This is a genomic window from Joostella sp. CR20 (assembly GCF_038433465.1).
In the GTDB taxonomy this organism is placed as follows: Bacteria; Bacteroidota; Bacteroidia; order Flavobacteriales; family Flavobacteriaceae; genus Galbibacter.
The window spans coordinates 144,470-163,943 of sequence record NZ_JAESVF010000004.1; the positions used below are offsets into that span (position 1 = coordinate 144,470).

A 19,474-nucleotide genomic window follows, 5' to 3' on the forward strand; every position below is an offset into this window, starting at 1 on the left:
TTTAATACAGTTCGAGTGCTTTTGCTTGCTGCAACATGTCAACCATATTGTCGACATTAAGTTTTCTCATCAGCCTAGCTTTATACGTACTTACTGTTTTTTCATTCAGTCCTAATTCTTCAGCAACTTGCTTGTTTCTCTTTCCTGAAGCCAAAAGTTTAAGCACTTCGATTTCACGAGTAGATAATTTTCTGAAAAGTTTTCTAGGTTTGTTTGTACTCTCATCAAAAGCTAAACGTTGTGCCAACTCATTGGTGATGTACATTCCTCCACTAGCTACTCTTTTAATTGCTTCAATTAAAATATCTAAAGAAGCAGTTTTAGAAACATATCCAGAGGCTCCGGCTCTTAAAGTACTAAGCGCATATACGTCTTCAGCTTGTGTGCTGTAAATTAAAACTTTGATGTCGCTTTGGTCTTTTTTAAGTCTTCTCAATGCTGTAATTCCGTTTACTTCCGGAATATCCATCTCTAATAATACTACATCAGGCTTTTTTGTATTCAGTGCATTGAATAACTCTGAAGTGGTACTCACGCTACCAATTACTTCGGTAGCTTCATTGTTGTTTAAGGCTGTTTCTAGTCCTATTCTTACTATAGGGTGGTTATCAGCAACTAAAACTTTAATCATAATACTAACATTTTAAAGTTTGTTTCAAATAAGCCACAACAAATAAAGCGTAGATAATATACTTCATTACGGGCTTGGGGGGTGTCCAAAAATTTTAAATTTGTAAGTAAATATAGTAAAAATTAGTCATATACTCAAATATCAGAAAAAACTTTCTTTAAAATGTCTATTTTTTTAGTTCATTGGGTATAGTGCACACTGGTATTGGTTGCATTTTGTGTTGGTTAGCTCTATTTAATCGGGTGTAAGTTTCGAAAACTATTTTCTCTCTTCCTTCAAAATCTGTAGCTTTTTTTCCGTTTTCCGCCATCTTCATGGCCCATTCAAGTTCTGGGTAAGAAGCGCCTATTTGATCTTCATCTGTGCGGTTGTCTCCCCATAAACCATCAGTTGGAGCTGCTTTTTGAATATCTTGATTTACACCTAGTTCAGCAGCAATTTTATACACTTCAGTTTTTAACAAATCTGCAATCGGACTCAAATCAACTCCCCCATCTCCGTATTTTGTGTAAAAACCAACACCAAAATCTTCTACTTTATTTCCCGTTCCTGCAACAAGATATTTTTCGAGTGCGGCAAAATAATATAGTGATGTCATTCTTAAACGCGCACGAGTATTAGCAAGTGCCATAAAACGGTCTTCTTCGTTTTCAACTGTAGGAAAAGCTTTCACTAAACTATCAAAAACAGGAGTTAAGTTGACTTGTTCTGAGCTTACATTTTTGTAGTTGCTTTTAAGCCATTCGATATGGTTTAAAGCTCGACTAACTTGATTTTCCGCTTGGTGGATAGGCATCTCTAAACACAACACCTCGAGTCCAGTTTTTGCGCATAAAGTTGAAGTAACTGCCGAGTCAATTCCGCCAGAAATTCCGATAACAAAACCTTTCATGTTTGCGTTGGTAGCGTAGTCTTTTAGCCAATTTACAATGTAGTCTATTACTTTTTCTGTTTTCATAATTTATAGTTGTATAAAGCGTTATTAAAAAAATGAAGTTATAATGCACTTATACCCAAGTATTGTTGGGTGGATTTTTACATTCGATTAACTTTGTAAACAAATGTAACAGATTCTTAAATTTTTAAAAAACTAAAACCCCAAAGGTTTGTAATTATTATTTATGAACAAATTTTTATGCTTGCTTACGACTGTTGTTTTTGTAGCGTGTTCGAATCAATCAAAGTTAGAAGAAGAAATAGCTCAAATAGCCGTTACTGTTGATGTTTCGAGGTTTGAGGTTGCTTTTTCTGAGGCTACTCCAAAGGATTTACCGAAGCTTAAAAGTACGTATCCGTATTTATTTCCTGCGGAATTTTCTGACGATGTGTGGTTTTCAAGAATGAACGATTCGCTTCAGAAGGATATTTTTAAGGAAATTCAACTTCAGTTTAGAGATTTCCAAAAAGAAGAATCAGAAATAAAATCAGTATTTCAACACGTAAAGTATTACTATCCAAACTTTGAGTCGCCTAAAGTGGTGACCGTAATATCGGATGTTGACTATAAAAATAGAGTGATTTATGCTGATAGTTTACTTTTAATAGGACTTGATAATTACTTGGGTGCTTCGCACAAATATTATGGAGGGATTCAGCAATACATAAAAAAGAATTTTGAGGCGGAACAAATTCCTGTTGATGTAGCACGGACTTTGGCGAAAAGTAAAGTGCCGTCTGTACAAAGTCGAACTTTTTTGGCGCAACTTGTCTATTTTGGGAAACTCTATTATTTGATGGATTTGTTTTATCCTTCAGCAGAAAAAAATAAAATAATGGGGTACACGCAAAATGAATATAATTGGGCGCTTGCCAATGAAAATTATATTTGGCGATATTTTATTGAGCGCGAATTACTGTTTTCTACGGAAGCTAAACTTAATGAGCGCTTTATCAATCCTGCGCCATTTTCGAAGTTTTATTTAGAACTCGACAATGAATCTCCAGGAAGATTAGGGCAGTTTATCGGTTGGCAAATTGTAAGTTCTTATATGCAAAATAATGAAGTATCTTTGCAGCAAATGTTGAATACTTCAGCAGAAGAATTATTTAATAAATCTAAGTATAAACCAGAAAAGTAATGGCAAAAACGTTTAATTCGGATATTAACTTACATATAGAACTTGACGAAAATAGAGTTCCAGAAAACTTACATTGGACAGCAAAAGACGGTGGTGTTGAGAATGAAAAGGCAAAGGCATTTTTATTGTCGGTTTGGAATAGCGATCAGCAAGAAACCTTAAAAATCGATTTGTGGACTAAAGACATGCCAGTGGATGAAATGAAGAAATTTATGCATCAAACATTGGTTTCTTTAAGTGACACATACCAACGCGCTACGCAAGATGAAAAAATGACTGCTACCATGCGCGACTTCTGCGATTATTTTGCTGAAAAGCTAGAATTGAAAAAATAGAGATTTAAATACTGTAAATGTTAAATGATTGACTTATCTAAAAAAGTTTTTAAAATCAAGGAAGCAGTATGGGGAAGAGATAAAAAGCTGTTTGAGCGCAGCGAGTTCTTTTTATCTGTGGAGGAGGTTTCCGTAGATTTTTTATACTTTTTTAGTGGGTCTTGACTTTTTTGTTTCGTTTTTGTGTCAAGACAAAAATGAAAATATAAATAGAATATTTTTGTTTCTGATGATGCAGATTGTTGTGCTGAGAAACTGAGTCGAGCTCAGTTTGACGTAAAAAAATATTATTATTTCTATCTTCTTAAACTGTAACAAAACAAACAGTTATTCGTCAGTATTGTATAACCAATACTTTTAATCAGATGAAATCAGTTTTACTATTGTTTGCCGTTGCCGTTTTATGTGTTTCTTGTGGTGCTTCTACACCATATAGTACTTTTAGAAAAGAAAATAAAGATCAAATTGCGATTACATTAAGTGCTTCAAATTTTTTGGTAAGTATGTTTGTTGATAAAGATGATTTGTCTGAATTGAAAGAAGTTGTTAGCGGAATTCACCGTTATAGAATTTTGGTTGGAGATGAAGCGTTTTCAAATGAATTGGAAAGCAAGTTTTCAAAGTTTGTTGGGAAAAAAGGATATGAATCTTTAATGTATGTAAACAGCGACGGTAGTAAAGTTTCACTTTATTATTACGAGCGAAAAAACAAAATTAAAGAAGTGCTAATGCGAGTAAAAGACGATGAGGATTTTGTAGTGCTTAGCGCTGAAGGAAATATAAAAATTAAAGATATGGAAGGACTTGTAAACAGTGTTTCGTTTACAACCGATTAATTTACGGCTTGTTGATACTCCTTATTTATTTGGTCGATATAATCTAAAAGTTCATCTTTTCCAACCCCAGACGATGAAGATGTAACAAAATAGTTTGGAGCTTCTTCCCATACATCGCTTGTTAAAATATCGAGATAAGTTTGTACGTTGCGCTCAACTGCTTTTGGTTTTAACTTGTCTGCTTTGGTAAAAATAATCGAGAAAGGAACTTGATGTTCGCCCAACCATTGCATAAACTCCATGTCTATTTTTTGTGGCTCGTGTCTTACATCAATAAGGACAAAAGCCGATACGAGCTGTTGTCTTTCTTCAAAGTATTTAGTGATAAACTTTTGAAATGTACTTTTAGTTTTTTTAGAAACTTTAGCATAACCATACCCAGGTAAATCCACCAAAAACCAATTTTCATTTATTTTAAAATGATTGATAAGCTGAGTTTTTCCAGGTCTTCCAGAAGTTTTTGCGAGTGACTTACGCTCGGTAAGCATATTTATTAATGAAGATTTCCCAACGTTCGAACGGCCAATAAAGGCATACTCAGGTAAAGGCTCTTTCGGGCACTTTTTAACTTCTGAGTTACTCATTACAAACGTAGCGGATTTAATCTGCATAAAAGGTATAGGTTTTAGAAATTTCTTTTTTCAAGCCAAGTGCTCAAAATCTGGTTAAAATCGTTTGGATGTTCCATCATTGGTGCGTGTCCACATTTTTCAATCCAAAATAAATCAGAATCTGGTAGCAACTCATGAAACTCTTTGGCAACATTTGGAGGAGTTACCGAATCATTTTCACCCCAAATAATACAAGTTGGCGTGTGCATATGTGGTAAATCCTTTGCCATGTTGTGTCGGATAGCACTCTTAGCAATAGCAAGTGTTTTTATAAGTTTGTTTCTGTCGTTTACAGTTGCAAAAACTTCATCTACAATTTCTTTGGTAGCAACCGCAGGATCGTAAAATACATCTTGACTTTTCTTTTTGATAAACTCATAGTCGCCACGCTTTGGGTAACCGTCTCCCATTGCATTTTCATATAGTCCAGAGCTTCCTGTAATTACTAGCGCCTTCACTTTTTGTGGGTATAATTTGGTGTGTAATAAACCAATATGTCCACCCAAAGAGTTCCCTAGTAAAATAACATTATCAAAACCTTTAAACTCTATGAAATCTTCTAAATAATTAGCAAAACTCTTTACGTTTGTTTTTAGTAAAGACATGCTGTATATAGGTAATTCGGGGATCAATACTTTGTATCCTCGCGTAGAAAAATAATTAGCAACGTCACTAAAATTGCTCAATCCTCCCATCAATCCGTGTAAAACAATCATGGGGGTTCCTTCTCCAACTTCTAAATACGTAAATTTACCTTCCTTCTTTAAATCGTGTACCATTAAGGGGTTGTTACATTTCTTCGGAAACAAATATAGGCATTTCGAATTTATAAAAAATCTTTTCTCTGCAAAGCCCTTATTTGCCCTTTTTAAAAACGCAAAATTACGCTTTTTATTCGTCTCTATCGCTATTTTGAGGTTATTAACAATTTTATAACTATTGGATTTACTGCTGTTTGCCGATGATTGCCTTCAATTTATCAACAATGTGGTAAAAAGTGACAAAAAGTGGTAAAAGGTGGTAAATAAATAACTATATTTGAAAAGTTAATTGTATAAATAGACTTTAGTGATTCAATTTTCGGAAGAATATGAGTGTAAGGCAGATAGCAAAGGGCGAATTATGGTGCCGGCTGGTCTGCGCGCCAAATTAGCCCCTGTTTTGCAGGATGGTTTGGTGTTGAAGCGCTCTATTTTTCAAAAATGTTTGGAGGTTTATACAATGGCTGCTTGGGAAAAAGAAATGAAGCAAGTAGGGAAGCTGAATCGTTTTGTGAAAAAAAATAACGATTTCATTCGTCAGTTTACAGCTGGAGTTCGAGTTGTAGAAATTGATGCGAGTGGGAGGCTTTCTATTCCGAAGAATTTAATGGCTTTTGCTGACATTGCTAAAGATGTGGTGCTTTCGGAGTCGATAGATCGTATAGAAATTTGGGATAAACAAAAGTATTACGATGTGTTGGATGAAGGAGCGAATTCTTTTTCTGATTTAGCTGAAGATGTAATGGGAGGTTTTGAATTAAATGATGATGAAAATGGAGTATCATAATCCAGTATTGCTGAAAGAAACCGTTGACGGGTTGGATATAAAAGAAGATGGAGTGTATGTGGATGTGACTTTTGGTGGTGGCGGACATTCCAGAGAGATTTTAAAAAGACTAGGAGCTAAAGGGCGATTGCTTGCTTTTGATCAAGATGAGGATGCGGTTGCAAATAAAATCGACGATGAGCGATTTACATTGATTGAAGAGAATTTTAGATATATAAAGCGTTTTTTGAAATTTTATGGTGTGAAAGAAGTGGACGGAATTCTTGGGGATTTCGGTGTTTCTTCTCATCAGTTTGATGTTGCTGAGCGTGGTTTTTCAACGCGTTTTGAAGCTGATTTAGACATGCGAATGAGTAAGCGGAATCCGCTTTCGGCGTTTGAGGTTGTAAATGAGTATGAAGAAAATGAGTTGAGAAGTGTGTTGAGTTTGTACGGAGAGCTTAGAAATGCTGCTGCAATGGCGAAGGTAATTGTAGAGAAAAGAGCAGAAGCACCTATAAAAACTTCGGAAGATTTAAAATCGGCGCTACGAAAGTTTTTACCACAACACAAAGAACATAAAATTTTAGCGCAGATATATCAAGCGATTCGAATTGAAGTGAATCAAGAAATGGAGGTTTTGCGAGATTTTTTAGAGCAAACTCCAGAGTTGCTAAAAAAAGGAGGTCGATTGAGTTTGATAAGTTATCATTCTTTGGAAGATAGATTAGTGAAGCGCTTCATAAGAAGTGGGAAGTTTGAAGGTGAGCCAGAGAAAGATTTTTATGGAAATATAGATGTTCCTTTAAAGAAAGTTGGTGGGTTGGTAACGCCTTCAGCAGTAGAAATAAAAGAGAATAATAGAGCGCGAAGCGCAAAGTTGAGAATAGCAGAAAAGTTGTAGTTGTATCATGAAGAAAGGGATTTTAGACATATTAAAAGGTGGATTTTTAGTGAATGAAGATTCAGTAAAAAACTGGAGGTTTATTCTTTTTATATCGCTACTAGCTGTTATTATGATTTCAAGTGCTCATAGAGCAGATAAAAAAGTACACGAACTCGCACGAATCAATAACGAAGTGTTGGAGTTGAGAAGTGAGTTTGTAGATGTTCGGACGAAAGTTCAACAAGTTAAATTAGAATCGAATGTTACGCATCAAGTAGCGTCATCGGGATTGAAGCCCTCATTAATTCCGCCAAAAAAAATACGAGTAGCAAATAAAAAATAGTTATGCCAATAACCGATAAAAACATATCAAACCGTTTGTATTTTGTTGCAGGGTGTATGTTTTTCTTTGCTTTGGCTGTGGTAGTTAAATTAATTACCATACAAGTAGTAGATGGAGAAAAATATAGGGCTTTAGCAGAACAACGTACCATTAAGAATTTTACAATCGAACCTAAAAGGGGGAATTTGTATTCAGACGATGGTAGTTTGTTGGCGACTTCTGTAACGAAATACGATATTCGTTTTGATGCCATAACCCCACAACATAAAGTTTTTGAACAGCATGTAAAACCGCTTTCCGATTCGCTTTCTAAAGTGTTAGGGAAGCCGTCTTCGTATTATCAAAACTTACTTCGCAAGGCACGTGTTAATAAAAACAGATATTTGCTTATCGCGAGAGATTTAGGGTATACCGAGTATATCCGAATTAAAAATTTCCCACTCTTCAATTTGGGTCCGTATAAAGGTGGAGTAATTGTAGAGCAAGAAACTAAAAGGGAGTATCCTTTAGGTGGAATGGCACATCGAAGCGTTGGTTATGAGCGTGTTGATGATAAAGGTTATTACACTAGAGTAGGTTTGGAAGGTGCTTTTGGAACGTATTTACGAGGTACAGAAGGACATCGATTAAAGCAGAAAATTGCAAAAGGACAGTGGAAACCAATTACCGATTATAACGAAGTTGAACCAAAAGATGGTTACGATGTTGTTTCTACTATCAATGTTAACATCCAAGATATTGCGCACCACGCTTTATTAACGCAGTTAGAAAAATATAAAGCCGATCATGGTTCGGTGGTGGTGATGGAAGTTGCTACTGGCGAAATTAAAGCAATTTCAAATTTAGGAAGAACAAAAGGTGGTGGTTATTACGAGCGTTTAAATTATGCGGTTGGAGAGTCGCACGAGCCTGGCTCTACTTTTAAATTGATGGGGATGATTGCTGCTTTGGAAGATAAGGCTGTCGATACAAGTGATGTGATTGATACCGAAGGAGGAGTGATTTCTTTCTACGGAAAAAAAGTACGTGATTCTAAAAGAGGAGGCTACGGAAAAATTACGGTTTCGGAAGTGTTAGAGCGTTCTTCAAATGTTGGAATTGTAAAGATTATCGATAAGTTTTATCGAGATCAGCCTGAAAAATTTGTAAACCGACTTTACAATATGGGCTTAAATGAAAAGCTCGGAATGTCAATCAAAGGAGAAGGCGATCCTATTATTCCGCATCCAAACGATAAAAGTAGATGGAGTGGAATTGCGCTTCAATGGATGGCTTACGGGTATGGAGTTTCGTTTACCCCATTACAAACACTCACTTTTTACAATGCTGTTGCAAATGGAGGTGAGATGGTAAAACCAAGACTTATCAAAGAAGTGAGAGAGTGGGATAAAGTAATTTATCAGTTTGATAAAGAAGTAATCAATCCTTCGATTTGTTCTCAAGAAACTATTTCAAAAGTACAGGCAATGCTTAAAAATGTCGTGAAAGATAAGCACGGTACGGGGCATGGTTTGTATTCGCCTAACTTTTCGATGGCTGGTAAAACTGGTACTTGTCAAAAAGATTATCGCGATAAAAGTAAGTTGAATTATATCTCAAGTTTTGCTGGTTATTTTCCTGCGGAAGATCCTAAATATTCATGCATTGTAGTGATTCATGAGCCAGATAAAAGTGTTGGGTATTACGGTGCAGATGTATCGGGGCCTGTATTTAAAAGTATTGCTCAGAAAATATATACCAATTCTCCATTGATTGATACGATTGAAGAATTAGATCAAGAGAGTAATCAAACGGAAAAAGATTACAAAGCTTATTACGCAAAGGTGAAAAAGAGAAATGAAGTGATACCAAATGTTGAAGGAATGAGCGGAATGGATGCGGTATCATTATTAGAAAACTTAGGAGTACGTGTAAAAGTTGAAGGAAACGGAATCGGAAAAGTAAAAAGTCAATCTGTGAAAAGCGGACAAAAAATAGAGTCGAACCAAACAATCGTATTGCAATTGTCATGATGTTTTTAAAAGACATATTGTATAAAGTTAATATCAATGCAGTGGTAGGGAATACCGCTCAGCATATCAATGATATTCATTTTGATTCAAGAAAAGTAGCGCTCGATGATGTTTTTGTAGCGATTCCAGGTACTGTTGTAGACGGACATCAATACATTACAAAGGCTGTAGAAGCTGGTGCAATTGCTGTGATTTGTGAGCAAATGCCTACACAATTAATCAATGGGATTACCTATGTAGAAGTTGAAGATGCACATAAAGCATTGGCGATAATGGCATCAAATTTTTATGGTAACCCTTCGGAAAACTTAAAATTGGTTGGCGTTACAGGAACCAACGGAAAAACTACGGTTACAACCTTGCTGTACAATTTGTTTAAAAAGGCAGGGTATAAAGTAGGTTTATTGTCTACTGTAAAAGTTATGGTGGGCGAAAAAGAATATTCCGCAACGCACACCACGCCAGACTCGCTAACGATAAACAAATATTTACAGTTAATGAGCGATGCAGGAGTTGAGTTTTGTTTTATGGAAGTGAGTTCTCACGGAATTCATCAAAAACGCACAGCAGGCTTGCATTTTGCGGGAGGTGTTTTTACCAATTTGAGCCACGATCATTTAGATTATCATAAAACCTTTGCGGAATATCGAGATACTAAAAAAATATTTTTCGATGAGCTTCCGAAGTCGGCATTTGCTTTGGTAAATGTGGATGATAAAAACGGACCAGTAATGGTTCAGAATACAAAAGCAAAAAAGGTAAGTTATGCTTTAAAATCGTATGCCGATTATAGAGCGCAAATTTTAGAAAATCAATTTACAGGCTTACTGCTGAAAATAAATGAGCACGAAGTATGGTCGCGTTTAATAGGGAGTTTTAACGCTTATAATTTGCTTGCTGTGTATGCAGTGGCAAATTTATTGGAGTTGAACGAAATGGAAACGCTTCAGTACATTAGTGATTTGGAAAGTGTGGGAGGTCGTTTTCAGTATTTTATTTCAGAAGAAAAAGTTACTGCCATTGTAGATTACGCACATACACCAGATGCTTTGAAGAATGTGTTGGAAACTATAAATACCATCCGTACAGGAAACGAAAGTTTAATTACAGTTGTTGGTTGTGGTGGTGATCGCGATAAAACGAAACGCCCAGTAATGGCAAATATCGCTTCTACCTTGAGTAGTAAAGCCATTTTTACTTCTGATAACCCTCGAACAGAAGATCCTAAAAAAATTATAGAAGAAATGGAAGTTGGCGTGGAGGCGCAAAACTTTAACAAAACCATCTCGATTGAAGATAGAAAGCAAGCTATTAAAACTGCTTGTCAATTTGCGCAACCAAACGATATCATTCTCATTGCAGGAAAAGGACACGAAACTTACCAAGAGGTAAACGGAGTGAAATCCGATTTCGATGATATGAAAGTGGTGAAAGAATTATTATCAAACGTAAAAAAGTAACACAGTAGCACTCCGAAGGGAGTAAATAAAGAAGTTTATGTTATACTATTTATTTGAATTTTTAGAGAAAAACTATCAATTACCAGGTGCTGGATTATTCCAATTTATCACCTTTAGAGCTTCTGCTGCTGTTATTTTATCGTTATTGATTTCTACAATTTACGGTAAAAGAGTAATTAACTTTTTACGTGCAAAACAAGTTGGAGAAAGTGTTCGAGAATTAGGTTTAGAAGGGCAATCTCAAAAGGCAGGAACGCCAACAATGGGTGGGATTATCATAATTATGTCGACACTTATTCCTGTGTTGTTGTTTGCCAAATTAGAAAACATTTACATTTTGGTACTCATTGCTACAACGCTTTGGATGGGAACTATCGGTTTTGTAGATGACTATATTAAGATTTTCAAAAAAGATAAAGAAGGACTCAAGGGAAAGTTTAAAGTTTTAGGACAAGTAGGACTTGGAATTTTAGTTGGAGCAACCTTATATTTTCATCCAGAAGTTACTATAAAGGAAGAATTAAAAGCACCAAATAGTGTTGAAGTTGTGGCAAATGGAAACGCTGAGTTGGAATACGGAAACGAAGAAAAGTCAACCAAAACGACCATTCCATTTGTTAAGAATAATGAGTTTGATTACTCGGCATTACTTTCTTGGATGGGCGATAATTACAAATCGTATGCATGGTTAATTTTTATTCCGATTGTAGTTTTTATCATCACGGCAGTTTCAAATGGAGCCAATTTAACCGATGGAATCGATGGGTTGGCGGCAGGAACTTCAGCAATAATAGTGTTAACACTCGGGATATTCGCTTGGGTTTCTGGTAATATAATTTTCTCTGATTATCTAAATATTATGTACATCCCACGCGCTGGAGAAATTACGGTTTTTATCGCAGCTTTTGCAGGAGGATTGGTAGGATTTTTATGGTACAATGCTTTTCCTGCGCAAGTTTTTATGGGCGATACAGGGAGTTTAACCATAGGTGGAATTATCGCGGTAATCGCTATAGCCATCCGTAAAGAGTGGTTGATTCCTATTTTATGCGGAATTTTCTTAGCAGAGAATTTATCAGTGGTATTGCAAGTGAGTTATTTTAAATACACCAAGAAAAAATTTGGCGAAGGAAGACGAATATTTTTAATGTCGCCTTTGCATCATCACTATCAGAAGAAAGGATATCACGAAAGTAAAATTGTTACGCGTTTTTGGATTGTTGGGATTTTGTTGGCAGTAGTAACAGTAGTGACGCTCAAGCTTAGATAAGAATTTTGGATATACGATATATGATTTTGGATTAAATAAATTGAAAGAAGTTTTAAAAAATAGAACCAAAACGTTTGCAATTGATGTGTGGAAAATGTGTGATGAACTTCCAAACTCAACTGGGATTGTAATTTTAAAACGACAATTAATAAGATGTTCTACCTCGGTTGGAGCAAATTATAGAGCAGCTTGCAGAGCAAAATCGAAAGCAGATTTTGTACATAAGTTGAAGATTGTAGAGGAGGAAGCTGATGAGGCTATGTATTTTTTAGAGTTGTTGGATGAAGTATGTGTAGATGTAGATAAAAGATGGATAAAAAAATTACATACTGAGGCAAATGAAATATTATCAATAATTGTGGCATCAATAAAAACAGTAAGAAGTAGTAATTCTTAAATCACACTTCTTAAATCGTAAATAATGAAAAAGTTAGTTGTACTAGGAAGTGGAGAAAGCGGTGTTGGTGCTGCTATTTTGGGGAAGAAAGAAGGGTATGATGTTTTTGTTTCTGATAAAGGAACAATAAAAGAAAAATATAAAAACGTTCTAAAAAATATTGAGATTGATTGGGAAGAAGCAACGCATACGGAAGCTAAAATTCTGGATGCCGATTTAGTTGTGAAAAGCCCAGGGATTCCAGATAAAGTAGCTTTAATTCAGCAATTAAAAGCAAAAGGAATTCCTGTGATTTCTGAAATTGAATTTGCTTCTTGGTATACCGATGCTACGTTGGTTGCCATTACAGGTAGTAATGGGAAAACAACCACAACCATGCTTACCAACCATATTTTGAGTAATGAAATGTTGAATGTTGGAATGGCAGGGAATATCGGCGATAGTTTTGCGCAAATGGTAGCCGAGCAAACCAAAGATTTTTATGTGTTGGAGATTAGTAGTTTTCAACTCGATGGAATTCAAAAATTTGCACCGCATATTGCAATTATTACCAATATCACCCCCGATCATTTAGATCGATACGATTATAAGTTTGAAAATTACATCGCATCAAAATTTAGAATTGCGATGAATCAAACTGAAAACGATTATTTGATTTACGATGCCGATGACGAAGTAATAGTGGAGTGGTTAGAAAAGCATCCCGTGAAATCAAAATTGATTCCATTTTCTGTTCAGCAAGAACTAGCTTATGGAGCTTATTTAAAAGACAATAAAATTATAATTAACCTAGATAAACAGCATATAGAAATGTCTACAGATACTTTAGCTTTAGAAGGAAAACATAACACGAAGAACGCTATGGCGGCTTCAACTGTGGCGCAATTATTAAAAATTAGAAAAGCAACGATTCGAGAGAGCTTGGAGAATTTTCAAGGAGCATCACATCGTTTGGAAAATGTACTTAAAATTCAGAATGTTCAGTACATAAACGATTCTAAAGCAACCAATGTAAATGCAACTTTTTATGCATTGGATAGTATGAAAACTCCAACAGTTTGGATTGTTGGAGGGCAAGATAAAGGAAATGATTATTTGTCGTTAATGCCTTTGGTTCGCGAGAAGGTAAAAGCAATTGTGTGTTTAGGTTTAGACAATGCTAAAATTATAGAAACCTTCGGAAGTGTAGTCGATTTTATTGTAGAAACAACCTCTATGCACGATGCTGTAAAAATAAGTAGCGAAGTAGCCGATAAGGGTGATGCTGTGTTGCTTTCGCCAGCGTGTGCATCATTCGACTTGTTTCAGAATTACGAAGACAGAGGAAATCAATTTAAACAAGAAGTTCATAAATTATAAAAGATAGATTAAGTGCAGCAATTATTTAAAAATATAAAAGGAGATAAGGCAATTTGGGCAGTAGTAGCCATTTTGGCTTTGTTTTCCTTTTTACCTGTTTACAGCGCAAGTACAAACCTTGTGTATGTGGTGGGGAATGGTACAACTTTCGGTCATTTGTTTAAGCATGCATTTTTGCTTCTTATGGGGATTGGTGTTATTTATGCTGTACACAAAATTCCGTATAGATATTTTAAGGCACTTTCGCTGTTATTTATGCCTTTAGTGCTTGTGTTGCTTCTTTTTACTTTGGCGCAAGGAACTACTATTGGTGGTGCAAATGCAAGTAGATGGATACAAATTCCATACGTTGGGATTACATTTCAGCCTTCAACACTTGCAGCTATTGTGTTATTGGTGTTTGTTGCCAAGTATCTAGCGAAAATTAAAGATCAAAAAGTAACTTTTAAAGAAACTATTTGGCCGCTTTGGGCACCTGTGTTTGCAGTGTTGGCTCTCATTTTACCTGCTAACTTTTCGACTACAGCAATTATCTTTTTTATGGTGTTGGTGTTGTGTTTTATAGGAGGTTACCCTTGGAAATATTTGTTAGGAATAGTTGGAACAGGAGCTGTGTGTTTGCTGTTGTTTGTGTTGATGGCGAAAGCATTTCCAGGCTTATTTCCAAATCGTGTTGATACTTGGATAAGTAGAATTGAAAGTTTTGCAGGGGAAGGAGATTCTGAAGCTGATTATCAAATTGAAAAAGCTAAAATCGCAATTGCAACAGGAGGAGTCGTTGGAGTTGGTGCTGGGAAAAGTGTGATGAAAAACTTTTTACCACAGAGCTCATCCGATTTTATCTATGCAATTATTGTTGAAGAATACGGATTAGTTGGAGGTTTAATTATGGTTTTTATTTACCTCTTACTTTTATTCCGAATTGTGATTGTAGCGCATAAGGCTGATTCTGTCTTCGGAAAATTACTGGTGCTAGCCGCTGGCTTGCCAATTATTTTTCAGGCATTTATAAATATGGCTGTAGCCGTAGAATTATTTCCAGTTACAGGACAAACCTTACCACTTATCAGTAGTGGAGGAACCTCTATTTGGATGACGTGTTTGGCACTTGGAATTATTTTAAGTGTAAGTGCAAAACGACAAGAAGAACTAGAAACTGAAGAAGAAATAGATACACAAAACCCATTAGATATTTTAAGTGAGCAATTATAAATTCATATTATCTGGAGGCGGAACAGGAGGACACATTTATCCTGCAATTGCTATAGCCAACGAGCTAAAGCAACGATACCCTGATGCCGAATTTTTATTTGTAGGAGCTCAAGACCGTATGGAGATGGAAAAGGTTCCGCAGGCGGGATATCAAATTGAAGGTTTGTGGATTTCTGGAATTCAACGAAAATTAACTTTGCAAAATTTAGCCTTTCCATTTAAGCTGATTAGCAGTATCTGGAAAGCAAAAGAAATAGTAAAATCGTTTCAACCAGATGTAGTAATCGGAACAGGAGGTTATGCTAGTGGTCCGCTTTTAAAAGCTGCATCGAGTGCTGGAGTGCCTTGCGTGGTGCAAGAGCAAAATTCCTTTCCTGGAATTACCAACAAATGGTTGGCAAAGCATGTTAAAAATATATTTGTTGCTTACGATAATTTAGAGCGCTTTTTTCCTGCGGATAAAATTGTGAAAACAGGAAATCCTGTACGTCAAGATTTGTTAAACGTAAGCGATAAAAAGCAAGAAGCACTTAAATTTTTTAACCTAAGTGAAACTCGTAAAACGCTGTTTGTGATGGGGGGAAGTTTGGGAGCTCGAAGAATTAATCAATTAGTTGAAAAAGAAATCAACTTTTTTAAAGAAAACAACGTACAACTTATATGGCAATGCGGAAAGTTGTATTTCGATGAGTATAAAAAATATGAAAGCGAGTTTGTAAAAGTAAACGCTTTTATAAACGATATGAAACTTGCTTACGCAGCTGCAGATGTCATTATCTCGCGTGCTGGTGCGATATCGGTTTCGGAGTTGGCAATTGTTGGAAAGCCTACAATTTTTATTCCGTCGCCAAATGTTTCAGAAGATCATCAAACTAAAAATGCTTTGGCAGTAGTAAATGAGCAAGCGGCTGTTTTGCTTAAAGAATCAGAACTTGATGAGAAGTTTGAAACTGAATTTTTATCGCTGTGGAATTCAGAAGAAAAAAGAAAAGCCCTAGGGAGTAGTTTTAAAAAATTAGCACTTCCAAATGCTACAAAAGATATTGTTGACACTATTGAAAAATTAATTAAAAAGTCAGCTTAAAAAATATATGAATTTAAATAAAATACATAACGTTTACTTTATTGGCATAGGCGGCATTGGGATGTCTGGCCTAGCGCGTTATTTTAAATTCATAGGGAAAAATGTTGCTGGGTACGACAAAAATGAAAGCGAGCTTACCCAGGAGTTAGCAACTAGTGGAATTGCAATTCATTATACCGAATCGGTAGAAGCTATTCCTACAGCTTTTAAAAACAAAGAGCAAACGTTGGTGGTTTACACGCCAGCAGTTCCGGTGTCGCATAAAGAGTATGTGTATTTTCAGAAAAACGGATTTACCATTCAAAAAAGAGCCGCTGTTTTAGGTCTAATTACGAAAGATACTTATTGCTTTGCGGTAGCTGGTACACATGGTAAAACAACTACAAGTTCTATTCTTGCGCATCTTTTAAAAGAAACAGGAACGCCTATAACTGCATTTTTAGGTGGAGTTTCGGAGAATTTTAATAGCAATTTCTTAATTGAAGGCAGTGAGTATGCAGTGGTAGAAGCTGATGAGTTTGATAGATCATTTTTGCATTTATCACCTACCGTTGCATGTATAACTTCTATGGATGCCGATCATTTGGATATCTACGGAACTGAAGAAACATTGCAAGAAACATTTGTTGATTTTTCAAAGAAAATAAAACCAAAAGGAAAATTATTTGTAAAAAGCGGATTGCCAATTTCAGGAATAACCTACGGAATTGAAGATGGTTCCGATTTTACAATTCAGAATATAACAATATCAAACTCGACCTACCTATTCGATGTAATTACACCCACAGAAAGTATTAGTGGGGTGAAGTTTAACAAGCCCGGAAAACACAATTTGTTAAACGCATTGGCAGCATTGGCAATGGCGACTACACTAGGCACCCCGCTAAGTCGTCTTGCCGAAGCCCTTGCCACTTTTAAAGGTATTAAACGCAGGTTTTCGTATCATTTAAATGAAGAAAATTTGGTTTATATCGATGATTATGCACATCATCCAACCGAAATTAATGCAGCCTATGAAGCTGTAAAAAGTGCACACCCCAATAAAAAAATAACAGTAGTTTTTCAGCCTCACCTTTTTTCGAGAACGAAAGACTTTGCCCCAGAATTTTCAAAGAGCTTAGCCCGTTTTGATGAGATTATTTTATTAGACATTTACCCAGCCCGCGAAGAACCGCTACCTGGAATTACTTCAGATTGGTTATTAAACATGATATCCAATCCGCAAAAACAAAAGGTAAGTAAAAGTATGCTTCCAGAAGTTTTGAGAAATAGTAATTCTCAGGTTTTCATTTCGTTAGGTGCTGGAGATATTGGACTAGAAGTTAATACCATAAAAAAAACGTTAAGTGAAAAAGTATGTTAACCATATAAAAATTATAATTGCGCTTATTGCATTTGTTTCTTTGTATTCTTTTTCGAACCGAAGAAACGAAAACCGTGTGTTGAGCAGTAATTGTAAGATAGAATTTTTGAATGACGATGCACATTATATTACTCGAAATACAGTTAATAAATTGTTGATACAAAATAGCGATTCGGTTACGATGCTATCAAAAGAAAAATTAGCTTTGAATAATATAGAGGAGTCTCTCAACGCAAATGCCATGGTTCAAGCGGCAGATGTGTATGTATCTATTACTGGGGAGATTGGGGCAAAAATTCGCCAGCGCACGCCAATAGCGCGAGTAGCGGGCAATCAGTCATTTTATATAGACAAGGAAGGAAAAAAGATGCCATTGTCTCCAGTACACTCGGCAAGGGTGCCTTTGGTTACCGGAGTTGGAGAGAAAGATGCGGTGGATAATCTGTACAAACTGGCAATGTTTATTAACAATGATGAATTTTTAACGAAGAATATTATCGGGATTCATCAAAATAAAAATCAGTTTGAACTAAAATTAAGAACCGAAGATTTTATAGTGAATCTTGGCGAAGTGAAAAATTTGCAAGCCAAGTTCAACAACTTTAAAGCTTTTTATCAAAAAGGATTACACGATAAAACTTTAAACGCATATAAAAGAGTTAATCTTGAGTTTGATAACCAAGTAGTGTGTACCAAAAAATAAATTATGGAAAATACTAAATACGCGGTAGGATTAGACATAGGAACCACTAAAATAGTGGCTATGATTGGTCGTGAAAACGAATATGGAAAGATTGAGATTTTAGGTATTGGAAAATCTAAAAGTTTGGGGGTACACAGAGGTGTGGTTAACAACATCACGCAAACTATTCAATCCATTCAACAAGCTGTTCAAGAGGCAGAAAGTGTGTCTGGACTAAAAATTCACGATTGTGTGGTAGGAATTGCGGGGCAACACATCCGTAGTTTGCAACACAGCGATTACATTACGCGTCCAGATTCAGAAGAAGTAATTAGCGATATAGATTTAGACAACCTTTGCAACCAAGTGTATAAGTTGGTAATGCTTCCGGGAGAAGAAATTATTCATGTACTTCCGCAGGAATATAAAGTAGATGGGCAAGCAGAGATAAAAGAGCCTATGGGAATGTACGGTGGTCGTTTGGAAGCCAATTTCCATGTGGTTGTTGGGCAAGTATCGTCAATTAGAAACATAGGAAGATGTGTTAAAAGTTCTGGTTTAGATTTAGCCGGAATTACGTTAGAGCCTTTGGCAGCTGCCAATGCAGTTTTAAGTCAGGAAGAAAAAGAAGCCGGAGTAGCACTTATTGATATAGGTGGTGGTACTACCGATTTGGCAATTTTTAAAGATGGAATTATACGCCACACAGCAGTAATTCCTTTCGGTGGAAATGTTGTTACTGAAGACATCAAAGAAGGTTGCTCGATTATCGAGAAACAAGCCGAATTACTGAAAATTAAATTTGGTTCTGCATGGCCAGGAGAAAATAAAGACAACGAAATTGTGTCGATACCTGGACTTAGAGGTAGAGAACCAAAAGAAATTACTCTAAAAAATCTCTCTAAAATTATTCATGCCCGTGTGGTAGAAATTATAGAGCAGGTGTATATGGAAATTAAAAATTACGGTCATGATGAGCAAAAGAAAAAGCTTATCGCCGGAATTGTTTTAACAGGAGGAGGAAGTCAGTTAAAGCATCTAAAACAGCTCGTAGAGTACATCACAGGGATGGACACACGTATTGGATATCCAAACGAGCATTTAGCGGGCGACTCTGATACTGATATAGCGAGTCCTGTGTATGCAACAGCAGTAGGTTTAGTAATGAATGCTATTCAGTTGCAAAACAAACGCGGACCAATACAAATTGAACAAGAAGAAACACCAATAGCGGAGCAGCAACCAACGCAGGCAGAAACTATTGAGCATAAAGATGAGCCCCAACCAACCGAACCTAAAGAAGAACGCAAGTCTTTTTTAGAAAAATGGTCAGAAAAATTAAAAGATTTTTTAGACAATGCTGAATAGTTAACCAACACTAAAAAGCA

The 19,474-nt window shown here is 35.9% G+C and carries 20 protein-coding genes; 16 read left to right on the top strand and 4 right to left on the bottom strand.

Features of this window, described 5'->3' with window-relative positions; translation table 11 throughout:
* Window position 1: 1 nt before the first annotated feature.
* Both JMA43_RS07700 and nadE read right to left on the bottom strand, forming a co-directional pair.
* The gene (locus JMA43_RS07700) at window positions 2–631 is read right to left on the bottom strand and encodes a response regulator transcription factor (RefSeq protein WP_342155910.1); all 630 of its coding nucleotides are present in this window, start codon (window positions 629–631) and stop codon (window positions 2–4) included.
* Between the two features lie 166 nt (window positions 632–797).
* Window positions 798–1,589 carry an NAD(+) synthase gene (nadE, locus tag JMA43_RS07705; RefSeq protein ID WP_342155911.1) on the bottom strand — a complete coding sequence of 264 codons (792 nt, stop codon included), beginning with the start codon at window positions 1,587–1,589 and terminating at the stop codon, window positions 798–800.
* A 163-nt stretch (window positions 1,590–1,752) separates the two neighbouring features.
* Between nadE and gldB the strand changes: the two genes are divergently transcribed.
* From gldB to JMA43_RS07720, 3 genes are all read left to right on the top strand, one after another.
* Complete coding sequence (gene gldB, locus JMA43_RS07710) at window positions 1,753–2,709, top strand: gliding motility lipoprotein GldB (RefSeq protein WP_342155912.1); 957 nt, start codon at window positions 1,753–1,755, stop codon at window positions 2,707–2,709.
* Complete coding sequence (gldC, locus tag JMA43_RS07715) at window positions 2,709–3,044, top strand: gliding motility protein GldC (RefSeq protein WP_342155913.1); 336 nt, start codon at window positions 2,709–2,711, stop codon at window positions 3,042–3,044. Before gldB ends, gldC begins: the two co-directional genes overlap by 1 nt.
* A 365-nt stretch (window positions 3,045–3,409) precedes the next feature.
* A complete protein-coding gene (locus tag JMA43_RS07720; RefSeq protein ID WP_342155915.1) occupies window positions 3,410–3,880 on the top strand; it encodes a DUF4252 domain-containing protein in 471 nt (156 codons plus the stop codon).
* On the opposite strand, the gene yihA is transcribed toward JMA43_RS07720, so the two are convergent.
* Window positions 3,877–4,491, bottom strand: a complete 615-nt coding sequence (gene yihA, locus JMA43_RS07725) for a ribosome biogenesis GTP-binding protein YihA/YsxC (RefSeq protein WP_342155916.1) — start codon at window positions 4,489–4,491, stop codon at window positions 3,877–3,879. The genes JMA43_RS07720 and yihA overlap by 4 nt on opposite strands.
* Before the next feature lie 14 nt (window positions 4,492–4,505).
* Window positions 4,506–5,270, bottom strand: coding sequence for an alpha/beta fold hydrolase (locus JMA43_RS07730; protein ID WP_342155917.1), 765 nt, complete (start codon window positions 5,268–5,270; stop codon window positions 4,506–4,508).
* Between the two features lie 289 nt (window positions 5,271–5,559).
* Here JMA43_RS07730 and mraZ point away from each other — a divergent pair, with 289 nt between their 5' ends.
* The 13 genes from mraZ to ftsA are packed head-to-tail and all read left to right on the top strand — an operon-like array spanning window position 5,560 to window position 19,454.
* On the top strand, window positions 5,560–6,039 hold the full coding sequence (gene mraZ / locus JMA43_RS07735; RefSeq protein WP_342155918.1) for a division/cell wall cluster transcriptional repressor MraZ: 480 nt from the start codon (window positions 5,560–5,562) through the stop codon (window positions 6,037–6,039).
* Window positions 6,026–6,922, top strand: coding sequence for a 16S rRNA (cytosine(1402)-N(4))-methyltransferase RsmH (gene rsmH / locus JMA43_RS07740; protein WP_342155919.1), 897 nt, complete (start codon window positions 6,026–6,028; stop codon window positions 6,920–6,922). The genes mraZ and rsmH overlap by 14 nt, the downstream gene beginning before the upstream one ends.
* Window positions 6,923–6,929: 7 nt before the next feature.
* Window positions 6,930–7,247, top strand: a complete 318-nt coding sequence (locus tag JMA43_RS07745) for an FtsL-like putative cell division protein (RefSeq protein ID WP_342155920.1) — start codon at window positions 6,930–6,932, stop codon at window positions 7,245–7,247.
* Between the two features lie 2 nt (window positions 7,248–7,249).
* A complete protein-coding gene (locus JMA43_RS07750) occupies window positions 7,250–9,259 on the top strand; it encodes a penicillin-binding protein (RefSeq protein WP_342155921.1) in 2,010 nt (669 codons plus the stop codon).
* Window positions 9,256–10,719 carry a UDP-N-acetylmuramoyl-L-alanyl-D-glutamate--2,6-diaminopimelate ligase gene (locus JMA43_RS07755; RefSeq protein ID WP_342155922.1) on the top strand — a complete coding sequence of 488 codons (1,464 nt, stop codon included), beginning with the start codon at window positions 9,256–9,258 and terminating at the stop codon, window positions 10,717–10,719. The genes JMA43_RS07750 and JMA43_RS07755 overlap by 4 nt, the downstream gene beginning before the upstream one ends.
* Window positions 10,720–10,756: 37 nt before the next feature.
* Entirely contained in the window at window positions 10,757–11,989 is a 1,233-nt protein-coding gene (gene mraY, locus JMA43_RS07760) for a phospho-N-acetylmuramoyl-pentapeptide-transferase (RefSeq protein ID WP_342155923.1), read from the top strand.
* A 40-nt stretch (window positions 11,990–12,029) separates the two neighbouring features.
* Window positions 12,030–12,386: a four helix bundle protein gene (locus JMA43_RS07765; RefSeq protein WP_342155925.1), complete on the top strand. Its 357-nt coding sequence runs from the start codon at window positions 12,030–12,032 to the stop codon at window positions 12,384–12,386.
* Window positions 12,387–12,410: 24 nt separating this feature from the next.
* A complete protein-coding gene (gene murD / locus JMA43_RS07770; protein WP_342155926.1) occupies window positions 12,411–13,745 on the top strand; it encodes a UDP-N-acetylmuramoyl-L-alanine--D-glutamate ligase in 1,335 nt (444 codons plus the stop codon).
* Between the two features lie 12 nt (window positions 13,746–13,757).
* The gene (locus JMA43_RS07775) at window positions 13,758–14,957 is read left to right on the top strand and encodes an FtsW/RodA/SpoVE family cell cycle protein (RefSeq protein WP_342155927.1); all 1,200 of its coding nucleotides are present in this window, start codon (window positions 13,758–13,760) and stop codon (window positions 14,955–14,957) included.
* Window positions 14,944–16,041 (top strand): undecaprenyldiphospho-muramoylpentapeptide beta-N-acetylglucosaminyltransferase, encoded by a 1,098-nt coding sequence (murG, locus tag JMA43_RS07780; protein ID WP_342155928.1) that lies wholly within the window; start codon window positions 14,944–14,946, stop codon window positions 16,039–16,041. Before JMA43_RS07775 ends, murG begins: the two co-directional genes overlap by 14 nt.
* Before the next feature lie 7 nt (window positions 16,042–16,048).
* Window positions 16,049–17,404 (top strand): UDP-N-acetylmuramate--L-alanine ligase, encoded by a 1,356-nt coding sequence (gene murC, locus JMA43_RS07785; RefSeq protein ID WP_342155929.1) that lies wholly within the window; start codon window positions 16,049–16,051, stop codon window positions 17,402–17,404.
* Window positions 17,388–18,107 carry a cell division protein FtsQ/DivIB gene (locus tag JMA43_RS07790; RefSeq protein ID WP_342155930.1) on the top strand — a complete coding sequence of 240 codons (720 nt, stop codon included), beginning with the start codon at window positions 17,388–17,390 and terminating at the stop codon, window positions 18,105–18,107. The genes murC and JMA43_RS07790 overlap by 17 nt, the downstream gene beginning before the upstream one ends.
* Before the next feature lie 3 nt (window positions 18,108–18,110).
* A complete protein-coding gene (gene ftsA / locus JMA43_RS07795) occupies window positions 18,111–19,454 on the top strand; it encodes a cell division protein FtsA (RefSeq protein ID WP_342155932.1) in 1,344 nt (447 codons plus the stop codon).
* Window positions 19,455–19,474: the final 20 nt, after the last annotated feature.

What these genes read in the sequence shown, in the direction of transcription:
- JMA43_RS07745 (WP_342155920.1), top strand. Translation starts at nt 6,930, where the DNA reads ATGAAGAAAGGGATTTTAGACATATTAAAAGGTGGATTTTTAGTGAAT.
- JMA43_RS07720 (WP_342155915.1), top strand. Translation starts at nt 3,410, where the DNA reads ATGAAATCAGTTTTACTATTGTTTGCCGTTGCCGTTTTATGTGTTTCT.
- nadE (WP_342155911.1), bottom strand. Translation starts at nt 1,589, where the DNA reads ATGAAAACAGAAAAAGTAATAGACTACATTGTAAATTGGCTAAAAGAC.
- murD (WP_342155926.1), top strand. Translation starts at nt 12,411, where the DNA reads ATGAAAAAGTTAGTTGTACTAGGAAGTGGAGAAAGCGGTGTTGGTGCT.
- JMA43_RS07755 (WP_342155922.1), top strand. Translation starts at nt 9,256, where the DNA reads ATGATGTTTTTAAAAGACATATTGTATAAAGTTAATATCAATGCAGTG.
- JMA43_RS07730 (WP_342155917.1), bottom strand. Translation starts at nt 5,270, where the DNA reads ATGGTACACGATTTAAAGAAGGAAGGTAAATTTACGTATTTAGAAGTT.
- yihA (WP_342155916.1), bottom strand. Translation starts at nt 4,491, where the DNA reads ATGCAGATTAAATCCGCTACGTTTGTAATGAGTAACTCAGAAGTTAAA.
- ftsA (WP_342155932.1), top strand. Translation starts at nt 18,111, where the DNA reads ATGGAAAATACTAAATACGCGGTAGGATTAGACATAGGAACCACTAAA.
- mraY (WP_342155923.1), top strand. Translation starts at nt 10,757, where the DNA reads ATGTTATACTATTTATTTGAATTTTTAGAGAAAAACTATCAATTACCA.
- gldB (WP_342155912.1), top strand. Translation starts at nt 1,753, where the DNA reads ATGAACAAATTTTTATGCTTGCTTACGACTGTTGTTTTTGTAGCGTGT.
- gldC (WP_342155913.1), top strand. Translation starts at nt 2,709, where the DNA reads ATGGCAAAAACGTTTAATTCGGATATTAACTTACATATAGAACTTGAC.
- murC (WP_342155929.1), top strand. Translation starts at nt 16,049, where the DNA reads ATGAATTTAAATAAAATACATAACGTTTACTTTATTGGCATAGGCGGC.
- JMA43_RS07700 (WP_342155910.1), bottom strand. Translation starts at nt 631, where the DNA reads ATGATTAAAGTTTTAGTTGCTGATAACCACCCTATAGTAAGAATAGGA.
- rsmH (WP_342155919.1), top strand. Translation starts at nt 6,026, where the DNA reads ATGGAGTATCATAATCCAGTATTGCTGAAAGAAACCGTTGACGGGTTG.
- JMA43_RS07750 (WP_342155921.1), top strand. Translation starts at nt 7,250, where the DNA reads ATGCCAATAACCGATAAAAACATATCAAACCGTTTGTATTTTGTTGCA.